The organism is Lutibacter oricola (assembly GCF_900106565.1).
GTDB lineage: Bacteria > Bacteroidota > Bacteroidia > Flavobacteriales > Flavobacteriaceae > Lutibacter > Lutibacter oricola.
Genome location: NZ_FNNJ01000001.1, coordinates 524,022 through 544,258, shown reverse-complemented (window position 1 = coordinate 544,258; position 20,237 = coordinate 524,022). Strand labels below are relative to the sequence as shown.

Sequence of the window (20,237 nt, the reverse complement as noted above, 5' to 3'; positions counted from 1 at the left end):
ATATTTTACTTGTGCTTTTCTATGTCAACTTTTGAAAATACAAACCAAGCAGCTAACACTAATGAAACTAGTATTCCTACTGAATATGACAACGTATAATTTAATTGAAATCCTTCTGGAGCAACCAATATATAAGTGGTTACTACTGCAGTCATAAAAGCTGCAGGAATTAAAATAAACCAGGCTTTTTTACCTTGAGTTTTCATATATACTGCTGCTGCCCAAAGTACAATGGTTGCTAACATTTGATTAGACCATCCAAAATACCTCCAAATAATAGCAAAGTTGATTTGAGTTAATGCTAAACCTATTAAAAATATAGGAATGGTAACCATTAATCTTTTTACTAAACTACCTTGATTGATATTAAAAGAATCTGCAATAGTTAAACGCGCACTTCTAAAAGCTGTATCTCCTGAAGTAATTGGAGCTGCAACCACTCCAAAAATTGCTAAAATTCCGCCTATTTTACCAAGCATTGTGTTACAAATAATGTTTACAGCCCAAGCCGCATTATGACCTTCTTCTGCCATTGTTGCGCCTAACTCTCTAACGCCTCCAAAAAATGCCATTGCAACAGCCGCCCAAATTAAAGCTACAATACCTTCTGTAATCATTGCTCCAAAAAATATTTTTTTACCATGAGCCTCGTTCGAAATACAACGCGCCATTAATGGGGATTGTGTTGCGTGAAACCCAGAAATTGCACCACAAGCAATGGTAATAAACAACATTGGAAATATTGGATATTTATCTGGATTGCTATGCATATTAATTAAATTCTCTGGAGTTAATTCGGGAATTGTATAACCTTGAAACATTACAGCAATAAATAACCCAACTGCCATTATTAATAATGATAATCCAAAAATTGGATATATTTTACCTATCAATTTATCAATAGGTATCATTGTAGCTAATAAATAGTAAACAAAAATAACTGCTACTAAAATGGTTACACTTACCCCTGTTAGTTCTTGTAAAATTGTTGCCGGGCCTTTAACAAAAACCACTCCAACTAAAATAAGTAATACTACTGCAAAAATTCGCATAAAATGTTTAACTCCATTTCCTAAATAGGTACCTACAATTTCTGGAATACTTTCACCATCGTGTCTAATTGACAACATTCCTGAAAAATAATCGTGTACTGAACCTGCAAAAATGCACCCAAAAACAATCCAAATAAAAGCAACTGGTCCCCAAAGTGCTCCAGCTATGGCTCCAAATATTGGTCCTAGCCCTGCAATGTTTAAAAATTGAATTAAAAATATTTTTCGAAGTTTTAATGGCACATAATCTACTCCATCTTCTTTAGTAATTGCTGGAGTTTTTCTGTTTATATCTATTTCAAATTTACGTTCTACATAGGTTCCATATATAAAATAGCCTGCAATTAGCACTCCTATACAAATTAAAAAAGTAATCATAATTCAGTTAGTTTAGTTTATAGTTGATTCTTGTTTTTAGAATAAAACACAGCTAGTTTTTTTTGTTGTTTATCGGATAAATTTTTATCTTTTAAAAACCAATAAACACTTCTGGCAATTAATAAATCTTTGTCTAATAATGGAATGGTATGTTTTATTACTTCTTGAGAATTAGAATTTTTAGCTTTCATTAATCTCAAAAAAATAGAAATTTCTTGGTATGTTTTTAATGATAAAACCTCTTTACTTAAACCATCTAAATATTTTGAAGAAACACTTCTTTTGCTATTTAAAAGAGAATTTAAAGCTATTATTTTTTGTTTTTCATTTCCTTTTAAAAACAGTTTTTCAATAGCCTGAAAGTATTTTTTATCAGAAGCGTTGTTAATATATTTGAAAGTACTTCTTAATAAATTATCATTTTTTGAAGTTTCGTTAATAACCGCATCAACAAGGTTCTTTTTGTAGTTTTTTGTTTCTAACAATTGCTCAATTGCAAACAATTGTTCATTCTCTTTTATTGAAGTTAAATAGTTTTTAAAAACTTGTTTTTTTAATGATTTACCTGTAAAATTTCTAATAATAGTTTCAATATCACCGTGTGCCCAATGCCAAAGTGTAAAACAAGTTAAAGCAGCGCCAGGCACTGTATCTTCTTCATCTAACTCCAATGCTGTGGCACCAGAAACCGCATCAACATCATTATGCGTTTCATCTGCAACAGTTAAAATTTCATCAATTCTTACATTTTTAAATGGCGAATCTAAATTTGAAAGTATGCTATGTAATTTTACATAATCTTGCTTTTCAAAAAGATCAGCTTCGTACTTTTCTAATGTTACACCTTTATCTAACTCATACTTTTGATATTCACCAAGATTGTTCCAAAAAATACGAACAGGCACAACTTTACAAACACTTTTTACACAAATAACAGATTCTACATTCATATAGAATTCAACCGCCATTCCTTTTTTATTTCTAACCTCAACAAGTGTCGATTGCTCCAATCCGTTATCCTCATTTCCTGGATGAGCTACCGTTATTTCGTGTTCTATTTTTTTAAATTCTGAAGAATAACTACTCTCTCCACTTTGGAAAAACACCCAAACTGGAAAGAATAGCACTATAAGAATTTTATTGAAATTCATATATTAATTAGTAACAACGTATTTCAAACATTTTTATACTTTCTGCTCCGTGAGTATCTTTTAATTTAACACGTACTGCGGTAGTTTTAACTTCATTGAAATTAACTTTTACCAATCGTGTTTTATTATAATCTACCTTTCCAACTTCAACCCAATCTCCTTTAACTCTAGCTTCAACACTTAAATTTTTAATTAATTCAGGTGGAATTCCAATAACTTGTCCTTTGTTTTTAGCTGGATTTTTATGCATCATCATTTTACGTTGCAAGTTTGTATCAAACTTCATTTCAACGCTTGTTAATTTTTGAGGCTTATTCCATTCTAATTGTAACTCTTCATTTAAACCTTCAGATTGCCAATGGTGAATTTTCTCAATCTCATCACGCGACACACCATCTAGCAATAATTTAGCATCTCCAGATGCTGTTGAAGAAGCAAAAATAGTTGCTACTTTTTTAGCTTTATCTTTTGGATCATTTGCTGGTCGATTAGGAAAATAAGAATCATCACGCAATAATTGCTCTTGCAATTCATTCATATTATTTTGATATAATCCTCTTGGATTTACACCTTTTTCAGCACACATTGCCGCAGCAGTTCCTGCAGCTTGTCCCATCATAGAGCAAGTACCGATAATTCTTGTTGAAGACAACGCCATATGCGTAACGCTTACATTTCTTCCGGCAAACAATAAATTTGAAATATTTTTAGAATATAAACATCTAAAAGGCACTTGATACACTTCTTTAAATCTTGAATGAAAATAACTTGCTGGTTCTTTTAAGTTTTCAATACCTCCTGGACAATGTTCGTCTAAACTCCAACCTCCAAAGGCAATTGCATCATCAAATTGAGTGTTCCCCAATAAATCACCTTCTTTTAAAATGTAATCCCCCATAAATCTGCGAGATTCTCTACGTCCTGGAATAGAACCAATCCAATCTAACGCAATATTTTCTGCTTCAGGGAAATTACCTGAATTTTTAATATGATCCCAAACTCCATAAAAATGAGCCATTAATCTATGACGAATTTCATCTCTCTCACCAATAATATCAACATCGCTACTTAATTCAACCCACCAAAAACCTTCTTTTACTTGCTTCACTTTTCTGTGTTTGTCTTTAAAAGCGGTTTCAGCATCAAACGGAATGGCATATTCTGGAGGATAAAAAGGTACAGGTTTTCCCATATCTTTGGTTATCATCATAAAACAATCTCCCATTACCCAACCATCTGGTTCGTCTGGAGCATATTTCTCGTTAAATTCGGCTTTTCCTTCACGTCCCATTCTAAATTCAGCTCCTGCTGAAGCAGCCATAAATCCGTCTCCAGAACAATCGCAAAACATAGCTGCGTTTATGGTAAAATCTGTTTCAGTTGTTAATTGTCTACAAACAACAGACTTTATTTTATCATCATTCATTTCAACACTTATTGCCGAAGTGTTTAATAACAATGTTAAATTCTTTTCACGAACCACGTAGTTATACAAAACGTGATCCCAAACTGGATAAGACTCTTGTGGATTGTAATGCCAATTCTCGATTAAAAGTTCTTCAACAATACCTGTTTCACGTTCAACTTTGTGTTTATTACTTAAACTTTGAACACCATTAACCGTAACCCTCATTTCACTAGATGCGTTACCACCTAAAACAGGCCTGTCTTGTACCAAAACAACTTTCGCTCCATTTCTAGCGGCAGAAACAGCTGCAGAAATACCAGACATTCCACCACCAATTACAGCAACATCTACATTTAATGTTTTTCTTCTAACTGGATCTCCTTTAATTCCTTCTACACCTTCATTCCAATTAAATAATCTTTTATCTGAACTACTTGAAGTTTGTGCAGTAATATCTCCCATAATTGGAAATAATCCTGCCGCTAATGCTCCTTTTGCTCCTGTTTTAAAAAAGTTTCTACGTTTCATTTTTAGGTTTATTTTTCGAATGATATAAAAATCATCAATTAAGATATAACAATTGAATGCATAAGTAAATTGATTGTACCTGTCAGTTCAAATATCGATTTTTTAATGAACTAAACCCAGAACAAACACCTTACAAAAACTTAACAAACACGTCTAAACGCCTGCTATAACAACTAATACTAAATTTATAGTTAAATAACAGTCCTTAAAACTAAAACTATTTTTCACAAAAAATTAATGATTTTCATCAAACTCAATTTGCTCTTTTTCTTCTTGTTTTAATTTTAAATCGATTAGTTTTTTTTGAAGTTCTTTATTCTGTTTCATTAAACTTTCAATCGATAATTCTGTTTGTGATTTAATTGTGGTTGTTTTTGTTTTTTCTGAACCAACTTCTGTAAATAAGAATTTGTTTTCTGAAGGAACACTTTCTATAATCAACTCACCAGATAACGGTGTGCTTTTTCCTTCATTCAATAATGAAGCTTTAATTTTAATTTTTCCAGATTTATTAGTTGATCTTACCAATAATGGAGCAGTTCCCCAATCTAATCTTTTTGGATTTGCTGAAATTGATGCATCTCCAATAATTGCACCTTCTCCTTCTACTTCAAATTTCACGGTATTTTCATTCAAATGTTTTACAACACCATCTTGATCTATCATTGAAGCCACAACTAGCACAAAATCTGATCCATTTGCAATTAAAGGCAATCCACTATTCTGCACCTTTAATTGTAATCTTGTTGGTTTTTTAGCAGCTACTTTTCTTTCAGAAACTACAACTTTCCCATCCATTAATCCTTCAACTAAAATACTTGATTTACTTTTCCCTCCGCCTCTATGCAAATACTTTGTATCCATAAAATCGAACACGTTTTCAAATGTTACAATAGGGTGCGGAATCTTTTTGATTGGTTTAATAATTCTTAATTTAGGCTGCCCTCTTTTAATCAGTTTTAATTCTGTTTCTGTTTTATGTGCCTTTTTCTGATATACTGCTAATCCTTGGTGCAAAGTTAGTCGAACTTCATCACAATTTGTATACACGCTAACATCTGCTCCAGAAAACGGAGTCATTTCGTGCGCAACAAAAATAAATGGCTCATTGTTTTCTGAAATATCTCGCTGACTTTTAAACAGTTGATACGAATATTTTGGCTGACGAAAAACATCTGCTAAACCACCATAAAACGGATCGCAATGATACCCTCTTTGATGATCAAAACCAGCCCAAAGCGTACCACCAACATGTTGCGCTGGCATTGCGTGTAAAGATTCTAATGTTGTATGTACATAATCTACATCGGCATAATATTGTGCTTGTACAATTTGTGGCTGTTCTCCCCAAGCTCTCGCTACTCTACTTGGTGAATTTTGAGAGTTAAAATCGTCTACATTATCACCAAATTCACGTGTAAACGTACAACGTTTTTCTGTTAAAAAATCTACATTATAATCGTGAGCATATACTACATCAAAATGTTCTTGTCCGTCTGCTTTTTTATCACAAACTGTATAAGCTCCTTGCATTGGATATTCCTCGTGAACTACATTGTGCGCTTTTTCAGCAAAATAGGATGGATAACGAGATTCGTTTAAAATGGGCTCCCACATTATTACAGAAGCATAATTTCGATCTCTTCGTACCATATTTCGAATATCTTGGTACACTCGTTTTTCAAAAATTGGATTTTCTTCGTTCCAAAATTGCCAACCAGGTGTTGCTTCAATATAAAACAACCCTAATTCATCACAAGCATCCATAAATGCAGGATCTGCCGGATAATGTGCGGCTCTAATTATGTCTGAACCACCTTCTTTAAATATTTTAGCATCTCGCCATTGTCCGTTATTTGGAATCGCATTTCCAACATAACCGTGATCTTGATGGCGGTTTACACCAATTAATTTTCCAGGATATGGTTTATTGTTAAGGTAAAATCCATCCTTACCTTTAAATTCTATTTTTCTAATTCCAATTCTTGAAGCAACTCCATCTAATCTGGTTCCTTTATCATCTTTTAAAATAACTTCTAATCTATAAAGATCTGGAGACCAAGGCGACCATAGTTTAGGGTTTTCAACAGAAAAAGTGTGTTTTATTTTTGTTGATTTATTGGCTTTAATTGTTACTTTTTTTAAAGCTTTTGAAACAACTTCACCTTCAGAATCTATTAAAATTAAATCTGCTTTTATTTTATTGCTTTTCAATCCATCATTTTGAATTTCAATACTTGCAGAAACTACAGATTTATTCTCTGAAATGGATTCAATATGTGTAAAAATCCCACCTCCTGCAACTTTATCAACAGCATTTGGGTTGGTTACATAAACTGTTCCTGTTTCAACCATCCAAACATCACGATAAATTCCTCCAAAATAAGAAAAATCTAATCTTGTTTGTGGTTTTCCTGGTGGATATAATGGATCATCGCTATTATCAGCCATAACAACCACTACATTGTCTTTTTCAAAATTCAGCTTGTTAGTTAAGTCAATTTCAAAAGGTAAATAACCTCCATAATGCTCGCCTAATAATTCACCATTCAACCAAACTTTACATTTTCCCATTACAGCTTCAAAATGAAGCTTAACAATTTTATTTTTTGAAGTTGAAGAAGGTGTAAAATGTTTTCTATACCAAGCAACACCTTGGTAATTTACACTTCCGCTAACTTCACTGGAATTGTATTCCAATCCGTTTGGACAGTTTACAATATCCCAACTTGAATCATCAAAATTTTGCTGAAAAGCTTGTTCATTTTCACCTAAATAAAAACGCCAGCCTAAATTGAAATTGTAAACAGTTCTTCCGCTATTTTCTACTTCCCAAAAACCAGCTTTTGAAAACTCTGGTTCTTCTTGTGAAGAAACTGGTTGAAATGAAACTAATACTACTGCTAGACAACAAAAATATTTAAATAAATTAAAGTTCATTTGACTGGGTTTTATCAATGTTTTTTAGATGCTCTTTTTCTTAATTCTTTTTCTGAAGGAATGGTAATAAATGGTCTTAACACTTTTTCATCTGCCTTACGCATTACATACGGTTCCCATTTTTTACGCGCAACTTCCCAAGCTTCCAAATCTCTTGTTGGAAACCATTTTGGCCAACCAACAACATTAAAATCATAATTTTCAGCATTTGTTTTCACCCACTCATCTACCGTAGTATTTGGGCATTCTTCAGGAAAAACAGTTGCTCCTCTAAACTCGTTAGTAACACCTTTATCTTTAATTACATTTGTTCTCCAATTTTCTAATTCAGCCAATAATTCTTTTTTAACTGAAGCGTATTTTGGGTTATCAGCAACATTATTAATTTCAAAAGGATCTTTTTGCAAATCAAACAATTCAATTTCTGGTTTTGTTGAAGCAAATAAAGCTGCTTGTGCAGGCGTTAGTTTTCCTTTCATATTTAAAATATTCATCTCCGCCAACATTGGATATGCGCCTTCTTTGTATTTATTGTATTGCAAATACGGACGCTCAGGCATTAAATTTAAAATTAATTTATAATCTTTTGATCTAATTGCACGCATTGCATCATGAGTTTCATCCATTTTATCACGCGCTGCAAACACATATTTTCTATTTTTTACAGCATTACTAAACAAACTTTTACCGTGTAAAGCAACTGGTTCTTTAACTCCTGCAGCTTCTAAAATTGTTGCACAAATATCAATAGACATTACCATATTATCGCTTACAGCATTTGGCTTTACCTTTCCTGGCCAACGCATAATCATTGGTATTTGAATTCCGCCATCATACAAAAATTGTTTACCACGTATATGACAACGTCCGTGATCTCCAATAAAAAACACAATGGTATTTTCAGCCAAACCTTCATCTTCTAAACGTTTTAACAAAGCTCCAATTTCACGATCTACCAATTGCATTTGCTCTAAACCATTTGCCCAATCTCTGCGGTTAAACTCCGTATCGGCATAATATGGCGGTAACTCAATGTCTGAAGTTGCAATAGGGTTTTGAGGATCACGATTCCAAGAACGGTGTGTTCCTCCAAAAGTAATTCTTGCAAAAAATGGTTGCCCAGGTTTGCGTTCTTTCCAGTCTTCACCTTCAAACAACTCATTTCTTTTATTAGGAATAAAATTACAGTCCGTTTTCCAACTCATTAAGGCAGTAAAATAACCAGCCTCTTTCATAATATGAGGTATTGGTTTTATGCCATAAGGTAATGGTTGTTTGTTATGTTCTCTATGTTGATTTGCGCCAATATAGTTTTGATAAAACCCAGTCATCATAGCTGAACGTGATGTTGAACAAACTGGCGAAGTAGTAAATGCTTTTTTATATAAAATTCCTTCGGAAGCTAATTTATCAACATTTGGAGTCGAAATTCCTTTGGTTCCGTAACAAGATAAATCTGGTGACCAATCTTCTATTGTTATCCATAAAATATTTGGCCTTTTGTCTTGTGCTTTAGCAGTTACAAAAGCAAATAAACACGCAATTACAATTAGTTTTGAGAACTTATAATGCATCGTTTTTAACGTTTTTTAAATGAAAAACTATTTTTTGAATTCAATTTTAAAAGCAAAAGCAGCCTCACAAGGTTGTTCTCCTTCAACCTTTATTTGAAGCCCTTTTTCCAATTGTTTCCAATCTATTTTATTGTTTCCACTAATAAATTTTATAGAAGCTATTTCTCTAGTTTCATATTCATTCCCTTTAGCTAAAGATTTTATTGTGAAAACGCCATCTTTTGGCCAACCCAAAGAAGTTGCATATAAAATATCTCCTTTTGTGGTGAAACGAATGTCTTCAAAACCAGACTCTTTATTGTTTTTTTCTGAATGATGACCTTTACTCACTTTTGTTGGTCCTTCACCAAATATTTTCCAAGGGCGTGTGTTAAAAATGGCTTCATCATTAACTGTTAACCAACTTCCCATTTCTTCTAAAATGGTTTTTGCTTCATCAGGTATTGTCCCGTCAGCTTTTGGTCCAATATTCAATAATAAACATCCGTTTTTACTAACAATATCGATCAATTCATCTAACAAATAATTAGATGTTTTATATTCTTCATCTTTAATATAACCCCAAGAAATTTTTCCAATTGAAGTATCTGTTTGCCAAGGATATTTATAAATTCCATCCATTCTACCACGTTCAATATCTAACGTAATTAAATCTTCCGGAAAAGATTTACCCTTCATATTTTTATCTTGAAAAACAACACCTTTATCCCAATCTAACCCTTTGTTATAATAGTATGCAAGTATTTTTTTATGCATTGGTTCAAAACCTGGTTTGTCTAAACCGAAATCGAACCATAATAAATCTGGCTCATAATTATCTATAATATCCGTTGTTCTGTTCCACCATAAATCTAAAAACTCTTTAGATGGCAATGAATTTCTTTCAATTTTTTTCCAATATAAATCTTGATATTGAGGATCATTTACATCCCAACTTGGGTCAGCGTGATTGTAATACTGACGGTTTAAAGCAAAATGTGAAGAAACTCCAAATTTCATTCCTTCCGTTTTACAAGCATCTGACAACATTTGCATTACATCTTTTTTAGGCCCCATATTTACAACATTCCAACGTGTTACGTTAGATTTATACATAGCAAACCCATCATGATGTTCAGCAACAGGAACAACATAACGCGCTCCAGATTTTTTAAATAAAGAAGCCCATTCTTTAGCATCAAAATTTTCAGCTTTAAACTTTGGAATTAAATCTTTATACCCAAATACTGAAGGGTCTCCGTGGTGTTCTCTGTGATGCGACCAAGGATTCATTCCTCCTTTATTCCAACTTTTTTGATAAATTCCTTTTGGATATTTTTCACTACTATAGGCAGGTACAGCATATGGACCCCAATGTAAAAATATTCCAAACTTAGCATCTTTAAACCATTCTGGAACTTTGTAGCCACTTCTAATAGATTCCCAATCTTCTTGATACCTAAACGCTGTTTCTACTTCTTTTTTTTGTTCCTTTTTTTCTGCGCAAGAATTAAATCCTACAACAGCAATAATTGCCAATGCTAAAAACTTTTTCATTTTTTATATGTGGTTTACTTTTTTGAAAGCCCTTTGTTCTTTTTAACTACAATACTTGTTGAATTTTCTGACTTCTCAACCTTTAAAGGCCATGAAAAATTGCGAAATTCATTTTTCTGAATTGAAACGTTTTCACAATAATCTAAAGAAACTGTTGGCAATTTTGAACCTGTTGGGTATTTAGTACTTAGTTCAACTTCATTACCTTCAACTTTTAGCCCTATTACGTTAAAAGCGTGGACTAGCAATCCATTATAACTTTTAATTTTATTGTTTGAAAAAGTAATATTATGGTGGTATTTTTCTGCCCCAATATGCTGATTTGGTAAAAATAACGGCGCAGCAAATAATGGGTAATGTTCTCCTGAACCATATCCTATATTATCAAACGTATTGTTTATTATTGTAATATCTCTAACTCCACCAGACTCGTACCAAGCTTTATTATCACCTTCAATTAAAATACCGTGCATTTGTGAAGAAAAGAAATTGTTTTCTATCAATACATTTCCTTTAGTAGTAATTAAAGCTGCTCTAGCTCGGTTATCTCTAATGGTATTATTTCGCATAATTAAATCTGGATTCCAAGTAATATTTTCAAAAGAAAGTGGACCCGTTGGCATTTTAGCAGGCACATCTGAAACTGTAATTAAAACTCGTTTTTCATTTAATATTTTAGCCTTTGTAACAGTAGTTTCATAAATTGGCAATACCGTTTCTCTTGAAGTTAACATTATTTTGTCTCCAGGTTCAGCAAAAACCAATCCCCATTGCTGTTTATGACTTATTTCACATAAAAATGTTTTTTCACCTAAATACTTTTCAACTTTTATATAGGCGCCGTGTACATTAATTCCATCATCCATCATATGTTCTAACAAGCAATTTTCAACTTTAATTAAACCTTTACATCCTAAAAAATGAGTTGCATCTGCTCTTGTTGCAAAGTTTCTATCGCTTCTTGAAGTGACTATAAATTTATTTAACGTAATATTTTCACAACGTTCAGCAATAACACCCATACCTCCTGCTGCAAATACCGTAACATTTTCGATAAAATTATCTTTAGATTGATCTAAATGAATTGCTTGTGCAAATCTGTTTCCACCTGGACTTGGCCCATACGTTGCGAAAACTGTACCTACTGGCGGTGTTACTTTTGTAATATTTGTGAATTTTGCTTTTACATTATCTAGTTTTACAACTTTTGCTTTTCCCTTACCATTTAAGGCATAATTTCTTGTTTGCCAAATTGGAGCTTTTGTTTTTGGGTCAAATGCTATATTTTGCCCTATTACATCTTCCCAATCATAGTGTTGAAATAAAATTTGATTGTTTTCAACTCTAAAATCAAATTTCCCTGAATTTATTTCAGCAACAAAAGAATTTTCTTCAACATTGTTCTCTATAACTTTCATTTCATTTACAAAAGAATGTTCCCAATCTATAGTAAAGTTTTTCAACACCGTATTTGTAGATCCTTTAACAGTAATAGGACAAATTTTACCATGAAACATAAACGTTGATCCATTACCATCTAAGGTGAAATTTTCAAAGTTAAAAATTGGAATTGCCAATCGTTTTAAACTGTTATCGTGGTTTGTAACTGCACGATACATTTCAATAGCATTTTCAGGATAAAACTCATATTGTCCTTTTGGAAAAAACAAGGTTACATCTTTCTTTCCTTTTAAAGATTCTATTAATTGATTCACCTCTAAGGTTACATCTTTTCCTGGCTCAATTCCGTAATCGGCAACATTAATTTTTTGAGCGTTCGAAGTATACACAACGCTTAAAAAAAGGATTACTACAATTTTCAATAATTTCATTTAATTAGTCTTTTAATTTTCTTCTATAATTACACCTGCAATATCGTTATCATATTTTAGGATAATGTATTCCTTAATTCAAAATACGTATGTATGTGTAAAGAATAACGTTGCAAACAGTTAAAATACTAGAACAAATACTCTTTTACTACTTTAACTTGTGGCCATTTAACCGTTGCATCATTTAGATCTGTTGGTTGTTTTTTTCCAGAAGTACTACGACCATCTTTTATAACTTGAGCCAATTTCTTTTTTAATTTTTCAACAATTTCTGGGTATTTTGAAGCTAAATTTACATTTTCAACAGCGTCATTTCCCATATCAAACAATAGTAACTCGGCAGTGTTTTGTATTGGTTCATCTTTTCTAGGATCTCCTCTTTTTGAACCTCCATAATTATCAAACATTAATTTCCATTTTCCATAACGAACAGAAAAGATTCCAACATCTGAATGATGAATTACAGCTCTATCTTTTAAGACTGGAATCGTTTTATCTTTTAAAGCAGGCAAAAAACTTACACTATCTTCACCTTCATTATCATTTAAATTAATATTTAAAACTTCAGCACAAGTAGCCATTAAATCTGTTGTGCAAATTAACTGGTTTGAAACTTGATTTTTTTCAACCTTATTAGGCCAACGCACTACAAAAGGAACTCTATGTCCACCTTCCCAGTTTGTACCTTTCATTCCTCTATAAACCCAACTAGAATGATGCCCTTTTTTTGCCATAACAGGAAAACCTGCTTTAGGCGAAGTTCCATTATCTGCAGTAAATATTACAATAGTATTATCTGCAATTCCTTGTTCATCCAATGTTTTTAGAATTTCTCCAACTGCCCAATCAGTTTCCATACAAAAATCTCCGTGATCGTTTAAACCACTTTTACCTATAAAATCTTTACTAGGAACAATTGGTGAATGTGGTGCATTTAAAGGCATATACACAAAAAATGGTTCGTTTGAGTTCTCTTTGATCCAATCACATGTTTTTTTAGTAAATGTTGACAACACTTCATCTTGCTCAAACTCTTTAGCAGACCAACCTGGTTTTGCTCCAATATAACCTCTGTTTTTTAAGGCTTCTTGATCTTTTAAATATTCAAAAGTTCCTAGTGCTTTATCGTTTTCAATAAACACATGTGGGTTCATATTTAACGATGCAGAAATTCCAAAATAATAATCAAAACCATTTGCATTAGGCCCGTTTTTAATTGGAACATTCATCTCTACATTGTTCGGTTTTACCCTTGACGATGTAGTTGGATTTATCAGTTTCCAATCCATACCTAAGTGCCATTTTCCAACACAAGCAGTTTTATATCCTTGTTTTTTCAACATACTTGCAACGGTTTCTCTTTCAACATTAATTAAATGCTTACTATGCCCGCCTAATACTCCTTTTTTTAACGTTGAAGTTCTCCAAGAATATTGACCTGTTAAAATTCCATAACGAGTAGGTGTACAAACACCAGAACTCGTATGAGCATCCATAAATTTAACACCTTCTTTGGCTAAGCGATCTATATTTGGAGTTGAAATTTTAGAATCTTTATTATACGCCTTTACATCTCCTGGGCCCATATCATCTGCAAGTATGTAAATAATGTTTGGCTTTTTAATGCTTTGTTGAGCATTCATAAAAAATGCAGAGAACATAAAAACTCCTAATAAAATTATATTGTTTTTCATTTGATAAAAATTAAGTTTATTTTAATTTATAAGGATCTCATCAATATAAACACCTGAATTACCAACAGAAACTAACTTTACCGTATTTGCTCCTCTTTTTAATTGAATAGACTGTTTTGCTTTGTTCCATCTACCTCCTTGATTTCTTGTATTTCTTAAAAACAATTTATCATTTACAACCTCATCATTAACAATTACTTTAATGTAAGTTCCTCCTTTACCATCAACTTTGCTGCTATAACGAATGTATAAATCCGCCTCGCCAGCACCACCATCGTTTTCTTGATACCATTCAATAGAAGCTCCTATTTTTTTGTCAAATTTTACAAACCCTTTTCCGTTGAATTTTGCTCCTTTTTTTGAAATTTGAGCATCCATTAATTTTGCATCTTCGGCTTGTTCTCCTGCAATTATATATTCATTCTGAATTTCATTCCAAACAAAACCTTCTATTTTAGCAAACTTTTCTTCTAATTGCTGAACTTCTTTTCCGTTTAAAACAACCAGCGCTTTTACCGTAGTTCCTAATTCAACTGAAAACGATTGACTATATTTTTTTGATTTTATTGTTGGAGTTGAACCATCAACAGTATAAAAAACTTCAATTTTAGTCTTTGGAAGTTTTCCTCTTAAAGCCAGTAATTGTGTATCTATACTAACTTTGTTTGATGTTATTTGTTTCTTTTCACCCAAAATACAACTTGCCAATAAAGTTACCGGCTCATTACCTTCAAAAGATTCAATATAAGCACGAGTTAAACCATAAAAAGCAATTCGGTTTTCAGCTTCAAAATGTTTTTCAACATCAACTGGGCTTCCATTATCTAAGGCTTTAATTTTTCCTGCTCCTAGCACTTTAAAATATGTTCTATTTTCGCCATAAGGATACATTTCTCCATCCTTATCAGTAGTTGTAACTCTAACCTGAACAATATCTTTTCCTTTTGAATTTAAAGGCTCACCATCTACAGTTAATTTTATTTTTGAAGGAGCATTGGCAGTTCTAATTATTTTTTCTGAAACAGCTTTTCCATTTTTATAACCAACAGCTTTTAATTCTCCTGGTTTCCACGGTATCATCCATTGGCATTGCATTTTATCCCAAGCTAAACCTGGTTTTTGTTTCCCTAATGAAGTTCCATTAAAAAATAATTCAACTTTATCGCAATTTGAATATACCCAAACCGGAATATTGGTTCCCAACTCAACTTTTGGATGTGTCCAATGCGGTAAAATATGCACCATTGGTTTTGTTGTCCACTGACTTTGGTATAAATAGAACAAATCTTTTTCAAAATTAGCTATATCTATTGCTCCACCCATAAACGATTTAAATGGCCAACCACCGTGAACATAACTTGCTTCACCAATATAATCGTAACCCGTCCAACGAAAAGAACCTGCATATTTCGGAATGTCTCTTAACTGCTCAATATTTAATCTTGATGAAACTCGGACCATTGCATTATCATAACTAGAATTAAATATTTGCTTAGGATTTTGCCTGTTTAAATTGGTAGTCCAATCGTGTGAAAACACTTCTTTTTCAGTTAAATCTGGCAGTGGATATGGTCTTTGTTTTTTACTTGGAAATCCATCTCTAAACCACGTTTTTGTTCTGTAAAATCCTCGTACTTGCCAAGTATGCGTATTTTCTGTACCAATAAAAAATGGTCCTTTTTCATCCAATTCATCAAAAAAGCCCATTTTTTCACTGTGACCGTTTACTCCATAAACATCCATATATTCCGAGCTTGAATGTCCAGAAGTTACCAAACGCGTATTGTCTAATTTATGACAAGTTTCAACTAAATCCTTCCCAATTTCTCCGTGTGTTTCGTTACCTACACTATAAATTATAATTGAAGGGTGATTTCTATCTCTTTTAATCCAATCGGTAACATCGCGTTTCCACCATTCATTAAAGCTATGTGCTCCATAATCGTTGGCTGCTTTTTTTAACCAGCCATCAAAAATTTCGTCCATTACCATCATACCCAACTCATCGCATAAGTCGTAAAAAATTGGTGTTTGTGGATTGTGAGAAGTTCTTATGGCATTCACCCCCATATCTTTTAATTGCTTTATTCTAAAACGAAGAATTCTATCTGGAACTGCCGCTCCCAAAGCTCCTGCATCTTGATGATTACAAACACCTTGCAACTTTACATTTTTTCCGTTTAGCCACATTCCTGTTTCAACCTTCCACTCAATATCTCGAACTCCAAATTTTGTTTTTTCAGTATGAAGAACCGTTTTTCCAACTTTAACTTCACTTAAAACCATATACAAATCGGGAGCTTCAACAGACCATAATTTAGGATTGTCAATTTCTAATTCTTGCGTTAAAATATCTTTATTTTGAAGTTTTACTTTTTTTGAAGTTTTAGCAACAACTTTACCTTCATTATTTATAATTGAAGTAGCTAATTGTACTTTTTTAGCTTTTGAAAATTTGCTATTCAATTCAGTTTCGATAGTAACTTTATTTCCCTTTGTTTTAATGAAAATTCCATCTTTTGGAATGTGAATATTGTTTTTAACTTCAATCCACGTATGAGCATAAATTCCGCTACCTGTATACCAACGAGCCGCTGGTTGTTTGTTATTATCTACACGAACTGCAAATGTTATTTTGTTTGAATTAGTTACTTCTTCAGTAATATCATAATTAAAAGAAATCCAACCATAAGGTCGCGTTCCTAATTCTCTACCATTAGCCCAAACGGTGCTATTCATAAAAACTCCATCAAACGAAATTTCTACGTGTTTTCCTTTCCATTCTTTTGGAACATCAATGGTTTTACGGTACCAACCAAATCCGGCAGGTAAATAACCACATTGTCCGCCCATTGGGTTTTCTTCACTATACTCTCCTTCAATACTCCAATCGTGTGGCACATCTAACGTTCTCCAAGAACTATCATTCCAATTTACTTGTTCAGCTCCTTTTACATCTTGTTGAATAAATTTCCAATCTTTATCAAAATTTAACCGCTGTTGTGCAGCCAACGACATTGAAAACAGCACTAGAAAAACACTTATTTTAACCTTCATACTACTTTTGCTTTAACTTAAATGGAAACAATTCAGATTCTACGTGAGCAGTTTTCATAATTTGGGCAATTTCAGCTAAAATTTCTGGATGTTTATCAGCTATATTGTTGCTTTCTGAAGGATCTTCAGCCAAATTGTACAATTCAATTTTTGCTTTTTTATTTTTAAGCACATTATAAACAACTCCTTTCCAATCTCCTTTTCTTACTGCTTGTTTTCCACCTTTATGGTTAAACTCCCAATACAAATATTCGTGTTGCTTCTGATCTGGCTTCTGCAATAAACTTGGTAGCAATGAAATTCCATCGGTAGTTGAAGGTTTTTCTACACCAACTATTTCTGCAAATGTTGGCATCATATCCCAAAATGCAGAAACATGATTTGAAACAGTTCCTGCTTTTACCTTTGTTGGCCAAGAAACAATAAAAGGCGCTCTAACACCACCTTCATATAAATCTCTTTTCATTCCTTTTAAACCACCTGCACTATTAAAATATTCTGGATTTGCACCACCAGCAGCGTGCGGACCATTATCACTTGTAAAAATTATAATGGTATTGTCTTCAATACCTAACTCTTTTACTTTATCCATAATTTGACCAACATATACATCGGTTCTATCAATCATAGAAGCAAATACTGCTTTTGGCTCTTTTTGAGTACAATACTTATTTTTTTGAATATCTGGGCCATAATCTGAAGCATAAGGCTGCGTATATGGAACCTCTTTAAATTTACCTTGATACTTTTTTAAAATTGAATCTTGTGGTGAAATTAATTCTGCGTGAGGCAAAACAATTGGTACATAAGCAAAAAATGGTTCGTCTTTATTGTCTTCAATAAATTCTAACGTTGCATCTTGAATTTTATCTGGAGCATAGGTTATTGTGTTTGTCCAATCGTTTCCTTCTAAAATAACTTTTTCATCATTTTTCCATAAGTAAGGTGGATAATATCTATGTGCCATTCGTTGGCAATTGTAGCCATAAAACTCATCAAAACCTTGATTTATAGCATCGCCTTCAGAACCAATAAAACCCAATCCCCATTTACCAAAAGCACCTGTTGTATAACCAGCTTCTTTTAACATTTCAGCAATAGTATAAGAACTCGCCGGCATTGGTGTTTGCCCTTCTCTATTTTTTAACTCTTTGTTTCCTCTAATTGGTGTGTGACCTGTATGTTGACCAGTCATTAACGAAGAACGAGAAGGAGCACAAACAGTAGAGCCACTGTAATGTTGTGTAAATTTCATTCCATTATCAGCTAACTTATCAATGTTTGGGGTTTGAAAATTTACTTGTCCGTAACAACTTAAATCTCCATAGCCTAAATCATCGGCCAAAATGTATATTATGTTTGGTTTAGATTTATTATTTTGACTTTGACCTAAAAAACTTGATACAAGTAACAGTGCAACCGTTAAAAATTGAGCTATTCTTTTATTCTGAAACATTCTTAATTGTTTTTTTGATTTTCTTTTTTATTATCTATTTGTCATTCCTGCGAAGTCAGGAATGACAGTCAATTTCAAATTTCAATTGCCTACGGCAGCATGAGATTCTTCACTTTAGCCTGTCTTAAGCGGCAGTCGAAAGATTCAGAATGACAAAAGACATTTATTTTTTATAAAATTCTGAAATTATTTTTCGTTCTCCTTTGGCATAATCCCATAAGTAATCTCCTGTTTCATCTACACATTTTTGACTTATATGATGTGGTAACACAGAAACCAAAGGATAACCTGTTTTACCTTTATACATCTCTAAATGTTTTAAATAATTCTTTTCGGTTAATGCCTTTTCAGAAGTATCATTCCCTCCTATATGATCTAAATTAATTGCTCTTCCAGGTGAAGATCTAAAAGCAACTTCATAATGGGTTTTTACACGTGCTGGCCAATCATATTTATCATTTAACCAAACATCATTTGTTCTAGTTACATCGGTAAATTTTGTAAAAAATATGTCTGGAACATGAAATTCCATTTCAATTGTTGGATCTATCAATTTAGCTGCTCGGTATAACTCTTTATGAATGTGTAACATATCAGATTTCGTATTGTAAGACATGTCTATTTTGAATTTTCGCACACCAATTGAGTAAAATCTATTAATTACTTCGGAAGCATATTCAAAAATATCTGCTTTAGGATTTAACCAGCGTTCATCTTTTTCTTTATTTATTTTTCCGCTAGCTTTCCAATTACCCAACATATCAGGATATTTTTGAGCAATAGAACTTGCATGGTGAATTTTAGGAAAAGCAATCCACAAACCAGGAGTAAACCCTTTATTTTGAATCATATCCATTGTTTTTCTAAAATTTGGAAACTTTTTAGGATCTACGTGCCAAGTTCCAAATCCAGAATTTATGCTTCCATCAGGAAATTGTCCCCATCCGTGATCTAATGTCATTTTCCCTTTCGGATAACCGTAATCAATTATTTTATCTAAATAAGTCTCAACAAAATCGTGTGTTAATAAATTGAAATGCCCTCTTCTTACTTTAGACTGAATTTTCTGCTCAACCCAAGTACAATACTCAACATCTCCCCAAAATTTTGGAATTGAAGTGTAAGGTTTAAAATTCAATCTCTTCATCATAATTGAATTGTATTGCATCCAAGCTTCGTCTCCGTTTTCTTTTTCATCAATAAATAATTCTTGACCTTCAGAAACAGAAATTGTTAATGTTTCAACACCATCAAAACTAAAGGTTGAATTTTCAAACCCAAAAGAAGTCATAAAACCAACAAACTTACCTTTAGCATCAACAATTACCGGAGAACCCGACATTCCTGAAGCTGGTATTGTAAATGGATTATGTTCAAAAGATTCACTTTTATAATAATGTGCACCACCTCCCTTTTCTGCTACAGTTGATAAACTGTGATAAGGCAAAAACAATGGAGTTGTTACTTTTAATGCAACTTTATCAATAGCTCTATCTCCTTTGACAACGGTTCCAGAAGTATAACCATCCTCAGATTTTTCAACATTTATTGGTGAATTTCCACAACCTATTAAACCAACACCGGCAATTCCTAACCCCGCTTTTTTTATAAAACTTCTTCTATTACTCATA

Annotated in this window: 11 protein-coding genes; all 11 read right to left on the bottom strand. The window is 32.7% G+C overall.

What is annotated here, in order from left to right:
* Positions 1-5: 5 nt before the first annotated feature.
* The 11 genes from BLU40_RS02215 to BLU40_RS02165 all read right to left on the bottom strand — a co-directional run bounded on the left by BLU40_RS02215 (position 6) and on the right by BLU40_RS02165 (position 20,236).
* On the bottom strand, positions 6-1,430 hold the full coding sequence (locus BLU40_RS02215; protein ID WP_090119281.1) for a carbon starvation CstA family protein: 1,425 nt from the start codon (positions 1,428-1,430) through the stop codon (positions 6-8).
* Between the two features lie 17 nt (positions 1,431-1,447).
* A complete protein-coding gene (locus BLU40_RS02210) occupies positions 1,448-2,581 on the bottom strand; it encodes a hypothetical protein (protein WP_090119279.1) in 1,134 nt (377 codons plus the stop codon).
* A 7-nt stretch (positions 2,582-2,588) separates the two neighbouring features.
* Positions 2,589-4,517 carry an FAD-dependent oxidoreductase gene (locus BLU40_RS02205; RefSeq protein WP_090119277.1) on the bottom strand — a complete coding sequence of 643 codons (1,929 nt, stop codon included), beginning with the start codon at positions 4,515-4,517 and terminating at the stop codon, positions 2,589-2,591.
* 234 nt (positions 4,518-4,751) lie between these two features.
* Entirely contained in the window at positions 4,752-7,457 is a 2,706-nt protein-coding gene (locus tag BLU40_RS02200; RefSeq protein WP_090119275.1) for a glycoside hydrolase family 2 protein, read from the bottom strand.
* 14 nt (positions 7,458-7,471) lie between these two features.
* Positions 7,472-9,031 carry a sulfatase family protein gene (locus tag BLU40_RS02195; protein ID WP_090119273.1) on the bottom strand — a complete coding sequence of 520 codons (1,560 nt, stop codon included), beginning with the start codon at positions 9,029-9,031 and terminating at the stop codon, positions 7,472-7,474.
* Between the two features lie 27 nt (positions 9,032-9,058).
* The gene (locus tag BLU40_RS02190) at positions 9,059-10,567 is read right to left on the bottom strand and encodes an alpha-L-fucosidase (RefSeq protein WP_090119271.1); all 1,509 of its coding nucleotides are present in this window, start codon (positions 10,565-10,567) and stop codon (positions 9,059-9,061) included.
* Positions 10,568-10,581: 14 nt separating this feature from the next.
* The gene (locus BLU40_RS02185; protein ID WP_090119269.1) at positions 10,582-12,399 is read right to left on the bottom strand and encodes a right-handed parallel beta-helix repeat-containing protein; all 1,818 of its coding nucleotides are present in this window, start codon (positions 12,397-12,399) and stop codon (positions 10,582-10,584) included.
* 128 nt (positions 12,400-12,527) lie between these two features.
* Positions 12,528-14,093 carry a sulfatase family protein gene (locus tag BLU40_RS02180; protein ID WP_090119266.1) on the bottom strand — a complete coding sequence of 522 codons (1,566 nt, stop codon included), beginning with the start codon at positions 14,091-14,093 and terminating at the stop codon, positions 12,528-12,530.
* A 21-nt stretch (positions 14,094-14,114) separates the two neighbouring features.
* Entirely contained in the window at positions 14,115-17,150 is a 3,036-nt protein-coding gene (locus tag BLU40_RS02175) for a glycoside hydrolase family 2 TIM barrel-domain containing protein (protein WP_090119265.1), read from the bottom strand.
* Between the two features lies 1 nt (position 17,151).
* Positions 17,152-18,606 (bottom strand): arylsulfatase, encoded by a 1,455-nt coding sequence (locus BLU40_RS02170; RefSeq protein ID WP_090119263.1) that lies wholly within the window; start codon positions 18,604-18,606, stop codon positions 17,152-17,154.
* Between the two features lie 163 nt (positions 18,607-18,769).
* On the bottom strand, positions 18,770-20,236 hold the full coding sequence (locus BLU40_RS02165) for an alpha-galactosidase (RefSeq protein WP_090119262.1): 1,467 nt from the start codon (positions 20,234-20,236) through the stop codon (positions 18,770-18,772).
* Between the last annotated feature and the right edge of the window lies 1 nt (position 20,237).

Bases quoted from the DNA above. Each gene is read 5' to 3' on its own strand.
- BLU40_RS02190 (WP_090119271.1), bottom strand. From the start codon at position 10,567: ATGAAAAAGTTTTTAGCATTGGCAATTATTGCTGTTGTAGGATTTAAT.
- BLU40_RS02175 (WP_090119265.1), bottom strand. From the start codon at position 17,150: ATGAAGGTTAAAATAAGTGTTTTTCTAGTGCTGTTTTCAATGTCGTTG.
- BLU40_RS02165 (WP_090119262.1), bottom strand. From the start codon at position 20,236: ATGAGTAATAGAAGAAGTTTTATAAAAAAAGCGGGGTTAGGAATTGCC.
- BLU40_RS02215 (WP_090119281.1), bottom strand. From the start codon at position 1,430: ATGATTACTTTTTTAATTTGTATAGGAGTGCTAATTGCAGGCTATTTT.
- BLU40_RS02195 (WP_090119273.1), bottom strand. From the start codon at position 9,031: ATGCATTATAAGTTCTCAAAACTAATTGTAATTGCGTGTTTATTTGCT.
- BLU40_RS02180 (WP_090119266.1), bottom strand. From the start codon at position 14,093: ATGAAAAACAATATAATTTTATTAGGAGTTTTTATGTTCTCTGCATTT.
- BLU40_RS02170 (WP_090119263.1), bottom strand. From the start codon at position 18,606: ATGTTTCAGAATAAAAGAATAGCTCAATTTTTAACGGTTGCACTGTTA.
- BLU40_RS02185 (WP_090119269.1), bottom strand. From the start codon at position 12,399: ATGAAATTATTGAAAATTGTAGTAATCCTTTTTTTAAGCGTTGTGTAT.
- BLU40_RS02210 (WP_090119279.1), bottom strand. From the start codon at position 2,581: ATGAATTTCAATAAAATTCTTATAGTGCTATTCTTTCCAGTTTGGGTG.
- BLU40_RS02200 (WP_090119275.1), bottom strand. From the start codon at position 7,457: ATGAACTTTAATTTATTTAAATATTTTTGTTGTCTAGCAGTAGTATTA.
- BLU40_RS02205 (WP_090119277.1), bottom strand. From the start codon at position 4,517: ATGAAACGTAGAAACTTTTTTAAAACAGGAGCAAAAGGAGCATTAGCG.